The following is a 5,791-nucleotide window of genomic DNA, read 5'->3' on the forward strand; positions in this document are numbered from 1 at the left end:
CGGCCGCCGCCCTGCGGCCGCGCCCGGAAGCCGGGCAACAACGGTTCGACGATCTCCCACAACGCATCTGGTACCAGTCGGGAAGACAACGCATCGACCACGACGGTGCATTATGCCGCACAAACGATCTAGTCCATAAGAGACATGCTCTAACTGAACGGTATTGCGGCTAGGCCGCTGGTGGCCCAGTGGGTGTGTAGAGGCGATTAATGGTGAGGGCGGCAGCGAGTAGGCGGGAGTTGCTTGGTTCGCCGGGGTCGATTCCGGTGAGGTCGCCGACCCTGCGCAGCCGGTAGCTGAGGGTATTGGGATGGACGTGCAGATGTGCGGAGGCGCTTTTGCGGTCGGCTCCGAAACGCAGGTGCGCTTCGAGTGCTTCGAGCAGATGCGGTGCCCCCAGCAGCGGCACGATACGGGCCGCGAGCCGGTCGCGGGCCGCACCGGGCCGGGTGAGCTGGTACTCGAGCAGCAGGTCATCGAGGCAATACGCGCCGGGGGGTCGGCCCAGGGTGCGTGCGAGGGTGGCGAGTTCGGTGACCTCAGCCGCGGCGTCGGGTAGCTGCGTGCGCGGCACCGCGACCGATTCGGCGAGATAGATTACCGCACTGAGCTTCTCGGTGAGTATTGAGCTCAGGGAGTCGGTGCGCAGCCCATGCCCGGGGTCGGTGTGCACCGGGATCAGCGCGACTCCGGTGGAGCCGTCGAAGGAGACCAGCGCGGTGCCGTTGCTGAGTGTGTCCAGGGTGTGGTGCAGAATTCGGATCCGTCGCCGTGCCAGCAGGTCTGCGGTCGCGGTGCTCGGGTCTTCGGGTCGGGCGTGGATGGCCAGCACGGTGTAGGAGTCGGTCAGCGGGGTGTCGGCGCGGGCGGCGAGCGCTTCGACGGGTCGCCCGCGTAGCAGGGCCGAGCACAGTTCGCGGCGGGCTTCTCGGTCGGCGTTGTGGATGGACTGGCCGACCTCGGTGTAAGTCTCGGTCACGGTGATGGTGATGTTCTTGAGCAGGTCGAGCAGCCCGGATCCGATCGCCACCAGTTGGTCGATCTCCTCGGGTGCGGCGAGGGTGGCGGCCTCGGCGAGCACCGACTGGGCCGAGTTGTGGATGGCTTCGATCAGGCTCGCCAAGGGGAACCGGTCCTCGGCGTGACGTTCGGCGACCGGGGCCACGAAGTCGGCGACTTCGGCGCGGGTCAGGGCGCGGCCCTCGCTGATGGCTTGCAGGACCGCTCGTCCGCAGGCGTAGATGGAGGGCAGTACCTCGGGGCGGAAATGTCCGTCGGGTAGATCCGCCGCTGGTGGTGTGGCCCCCAGTCCATCGGCGAGTATCCGTTCAGCTATCTGCGGCCATCGGGGCAGCAGACGAGTGAGCAGCAGGGTGTCGGTGGCGAACGGCGGTGGAGCGGAGGACATGCAGCGATTGTGGCCCGCGACATCGAAAAGGGACACCCCGGCGAACGATCAGCGAGATGGTTTGTCTCCATCGACAAGAACCGCTTGCAGTAGTTCGTTCGTGCGTGCAGTGACGGCATCGGCCACCCGGTACAAACTCGCTGTACCGCCAAAGCGCAGCGGCTTTGATCACGCAACAGCCGCACTATGCGCCGAGCCACATGACCTGGTGTGGCGCTGCGAGGAGTAGATGGGAAGTACACATAAATGCTTGCAACGAGGCGACACTTGCGCTGGACGGTCTGCGCCGCGATCATTTCGTGCGTAGCGCTGGCGCAGAGTCCCGGAGTGGGAACCGCCGATACGGCGCCCTCGGCAGAAGCCGAGCTGGCGGCCTTCGCCGACACCCTCTCCGAGGGTCTTGCCCCGGCCCCCGACGGCCGCCAACCCAAGGCGATTGTCGATTCGGGCAGCGGATCGAGCACTGGCTCCGGTAGCGGCTCGGGGTGGGGCAGCAGCACCGCTGCGGCCCCCGTCGGGCAGGGCCCGGAGCTGAGCGCGCCGCTGGCGGCCTTCGCCCACGGGCTACTCAACCCCGATGTCGCCCCGGCCGGGGCCAACAAGTGGGACTGCAAACCCAGTCCTGAGCATCCGCGACCGGTAGTGCTGCTGCACGGCACCTGGCTCAACGCCTTCGACACCTTCTCTTTCCTGTCCCCGCAACTGGCCAGGGCCGGTTACTGCGTCTACGCGCTGAACTTCGGCAAGTCCGGTCTCGTGCAGGGCGGTGGAGTCGGGGCGATGCTGCCCGGCCGCTACGGTGTCGGGCCGATGGAGGAGTCCTCACTACAGGTCGCCGAATTCGTCGACCGTGTACGCACCGCGACCGGGGTGGACAAGGTCGACATCGTCGGGCACTCCCAGGGCGGCACCGTGGCCAACCACTACCTGAAATTCAACGGCGGCGCCGAAAGGGTCTCCAAACTCGTCACCTTCGGCGCCACCCACCACGGCACCACGCTGATGGGCATCGCCACCCTTGGCCGGACCATCAACAACCTCGGGGTCAACATCCTCGGGTTCGTCGAACCTATCGCGGGCATGTCGAATATCCAGCAGGCCGTCGGCTCGCCGTTCTACGCCACCCTCAATGCGGGCGGCGACACCGTGCCCGGGGTCGACTACACCGCGGTGGCCTCGCGCTGGGACGAGGTCACCAACCCCTACGACTGGGCATTCCTGCGCGCCGGCGCCGGAGCCACCGTGCAGAACATCACCTTGCAAGAAGGGTGTGAACAGGACCTGTCCGACCACCTCACCATGATGTACTCGCCGCGCTCGGCGAGCATCGCTCTGAACGCCCTGGACCCGGCCGCCGCGACAGCGCCGGTGTGCACCTTCAACCCGTGGCTGATCGGCGGTGGCGGCAAACTATGACCACCAGCGTGACCGCGGGTTTGTGCGCGGCCGCACAGACCGAGAACATCGTGCGGCAACTGCTCGAGCGGATCCGCCGTCACAGCGGGCCGGGGGATCCGCTCCGCGAGGAGATCAACGCCGTCGTGGCCGGATGCCTGGACCTGGTGGCCGGCGAGGCGATGGCCCCGAGCGCCAGGATGGAACGCATCCACAGCGCCGCAGCGCGGTGGGCCGGAGTCGGGGTGCCAATCGAGACCGTGCACCGGCTCGTGCGCGAAGGCTTCCGACTCCACCTGGACACCCACCTCGACGATCGCCAATCACCGCCGCTGCGGCGCAATCAGATCGATCGGCTGATAGGGGCACAGAACGCGGTGAACGCGACCGTGGCCAGAGCGTATCTGGAAGTTGCGCCAAGCACCGGCCCCGCACAGCAGCAGGAAGTGGCGCGTGCTCTGTTCGGTGGCCGCCATCCTGACCGGGTATCGCTGGAATACGGTGTGCCCCTCACACAGTGCTATACCGTCCTGGCGGTCGCGGCCACCGACGCGCGCGGTGCCCGGGCGATGGGCGCGTTTGCAGGAGTTGCCCGCGAGACAGTGCGGTTATCCAGTGCCGGCCTTGCTCAGCGAGTTCGGTGGCACAATCTTGGTCCCGGGCACGATCGCGGACGCCGAGGAGGGGCTGTGCACGTTCCTGACTCGGGTGCCACTGACCGCGTCGGTGGTCCGGGCCGACCCCCGCGGCGATACCCGCCGTCGCGGAGACCTCGCACGACCTGCTCGATGTGGCTCGCAGGGTTTATGGCAGCCCCGGGCTCTACCCGTTCGAGGATCTGGCCCTGGAATACCAGCTCACCCGGCCGGGTCCGACCCGTGACAGCCTGGCCGCCCTGCTGGACCCGAGCCCGAGCACCCGGAACTCTTGCAGACTCTGCGTGTACACATCAGCACCGATCTCAGTCGTCGACTCAGCGCGCGGGCCATGTGCGTCCACGCGAACGCCGTGGACTACCGGCTACGCCGGATCGGCACGCTGACCGGGCTGAACTGCACCCGTGCGATCGGGGTGTGGCGCTTGCGTGCGGCCCTGATCGCACGCAACTCTCCACCCCAGTCCTCGATGGCGCAGTGTTCGAACCACAACGCGCTGCGAGCAGCGATAACACTGCCCTCCGGAGTTGAGGCCCCCAGTGCCCGGCCAATGCCGACGTCGAGCCTGCCCCGCGGGTGCAAACGAAACGATCGAATTATGTTGAAAGACAATTTTTTCTCACCACCAGTTCTTGCTAGGTTTGGGGTGTGCATACGGTCGATCGGCCGACTATCCCCTTTGCTGTATCGGTACCCCGACATATGGGCGCGCGAAAGGACCACCAGGATGAGCTCGCCCAGCGTTTCCGATGCTGCGCCCCCGACGCTCACCGACCATCCCGCCGCCCGAGCGACCCGCCCGGAAAACGACGAGTTCTACTGCCCACCCCCCGATCTTGCGGCCCGACCGCCGGGCGCGATCCTGCGCACACGCGTCACCGAGATCGCCTTGTTCGGTGTCATCGCTCAGCGGTTCCCTGCCTGGCAACTGCTCTACCGCACCAGCGATCTGCACGGGACCCCCGAAGTCGCCGTCACCACGGTGCTGCTACCGGCCGACGCCGAGGCCATAGCCCGCCCGCTGGTGTCGTTTCAATGCGCGATCGACGGTGTCGGGTCGAACTGCTTCCCCTCCTACGCCCTACGCCGGGGCGCGCGAGCGCTCGGCGCGATTCCGCAACTGGAACTACCGGTCATCGCCGAAGCCCTGGCCCGAGGCTGGGCGGTCTCGATCCCCGATCACGGAGGCATGGGCGGGCATTTCGGGGTCGCGCGCGAACCCGGCTATCGCGCCCTCGACGCCGCCCGCGCGGCACTGGCCTTCGAACCACTGGGCTTGACACCCACCACCGAGGTCGGCCTGTGGGGCTATTCCGGCGGAGGGCTGGCGACCGCGTGGGCGGCAGAAGTCGCCGCACACTATGCTCCCGACCTCAATATCGTCGGCGCGGTCGCGGGCTCGCCCGTCGGTGATCCCGGGGCCACCTTCGTCCGGCTCAACGGCTCACTGCTGTCCGGGTTCTCCACGGTCTGCGTCGCGGCATTGCAGCGCGCCTACCCAGAACTCGAGCAACTACTGGCCAAGCACGCCAAACCCGAATTCCATACCCTCCTCGCCGACGCCGCCTCACGCACCACATTGGCACTGTTGTCACGATTTGCGGGCAAAAACCTGGACCGCTACAGCGAGTCCAGCTTCGCCGACCTGCTGAACCTGCCCGAGATGCGCGCCATCCTCGACGACATCCGTCCCGGGCTGCACGCGCCCTCGATGCCGGTCCTGGTCATTCAAGGTGTCAACGACGAACTGATCGCCGTCCAGGACGTGGACCGCCACGTCGAGCGATACCGGCGCGCCGGCGCACACGTGCGCTACGTCCGCGATCGTCTGAGTACGCACCTCGCCCTGCTCTACCTCGGCACCCCGATGACGATGGCTTGGCTGGCCGATCGATTCGGGGGTAACCCTCTGCCGCCCAGCACCACCACGACGGTGTGGTCGCTCACCTGGCGCGGATGCGATGTCGCGGCCCACCTACGATTCGCCGCAGTGTTCGTCCGGATGCTGTGCAGCAGGACTATCTCCCAACGTCACAAGTAGGAAGGCACACTCCCGGCGGGTTCACGGACTCGTTTTGGTGGGCACGGGCTTCTCACAGCACCAGCACTATCCCGGGATAACGGCCTGCTATGAACCATCCCGGGTTTCATGCACACACTGTCATTTGTGTGCGACCGGTTGATCGGCACGGTGTTCAGCGTAGTACCTGGCTTCGTACTCGGCCGGTGGGATCCGCCCGAGGCGATGCATAAGAGAATGTCTCATTTGGCGAGCTTCTTGAAGCAGGTCAACGCCGCGGCGAGTTGGAGGAAAGCAGCGAAGTGCTCGCCG

At 66.7% G+C, this 5,791-nt stretch carries 3 protein-coding genes and 2 pseudogenes; 3 read left to right on the forward strand and 2 right to left on the reverse strand.

The window, feature by feature from the left end; translation table 11 throughout:
• Together NVV99_RS25910 and NVV99_RS25915 are read right to left on the reverse strand one after the other, a co-directional pair.
• A pseudogene (locus tag NVV99_RS25910) lies at positions 1 to 101 on the reverse strand (IS5/IS1182 family transposase); the annotation flags it as partial.
• A 68-nt stretch (positions 102 to 169) separates the two neighbouring features.
• Positions 170 to 1,408: a CdaR family transcriptional regulator gene (locus NVV99_RS25915; protein ID WP_024102494.1), complete on the reverse strand. Its 1,239-nt coding sequence runs from the start codon at positions 1,406 to 1,408 to the stop codon at positions 170 to 172.
• 327 nt (positions 1,409 to 1,735) lie between these two features.
• On the opposite strand from NVV99_RS25915, the gene NVV99_RS25920 reads away from it, so the two are divergent.
• The 3 genes and pseudogenes from NVV99_RS25920 (at position 1,736) to NVV99_RS25925 (ending at position 5,500) form a co-directional block, all read left to right on the forward strand.
• Positions 1,736 to 2,824: a triacylglycerol lipase gene (locus tag NVV99_RS25920; RefSeq protein ID WP_024102493.1), complete on the forward strand. Its 1,089-nt coding sequence runs from the start codon at positions 1,736 to 1,738 to the stop codon at positions 2,822 to 2,824.
• Positions 2,825 to 3,730: 906 nt separating this feature from the next.
• A pseudogene (locus NVV99_RS27320) lies at positions 3,731 to 3,889 on the forward strand (helix-turn-helix domain-containing protein); the annotation flags it as partial.
• Positions 3,890 to 4,186: 297 nt separating this feature from the next.
• The gene (locus NVV99_RS25925; RefSeq protein WP_024102492.1) at positions 4,187 to 5,500 is read left to right on the forward strand and encodes a lipase family protein; all 1,314 of its coding nucleotides are present in this window, start codon (positions 4,187 to 4,189) and stop codon (positions 5,498 to 5,500) included.
• The last annotated feature ends 291 nt before the right edge of the window (positions 5,501 to 5,791 follow it).

The sequence above is a fragment of the Rhodococcus sp. PAE-6 genome (assembly GCF_025290685.1).
Taxonomy (GTDB): Bacteria; Actinomycetota; Actinomycetes; order Mycobacteriales; family Mycobacteriaceae; genus Rhodococcus; species Rhodococcus pyridinivorans.

What these genes read in the sequence shown, in the direction of transcription:
- NVV99_RS25915 (WP_024102494.1), bottom strand. Translation starts at nt 1,408, where the DNA reads ATGTCCTCCGCTCCACCGCCGTTCGCCACCGACACCCTGCTGCTCACT.
- NVV99_RS25925 (WP_024102492.1), top strand. Translation starts at nt 4,187, where the DNA reads ATGAGCTCGCCCAGCGTTTCCGATGCTGCGCCCCCGACGCTCACCGAC.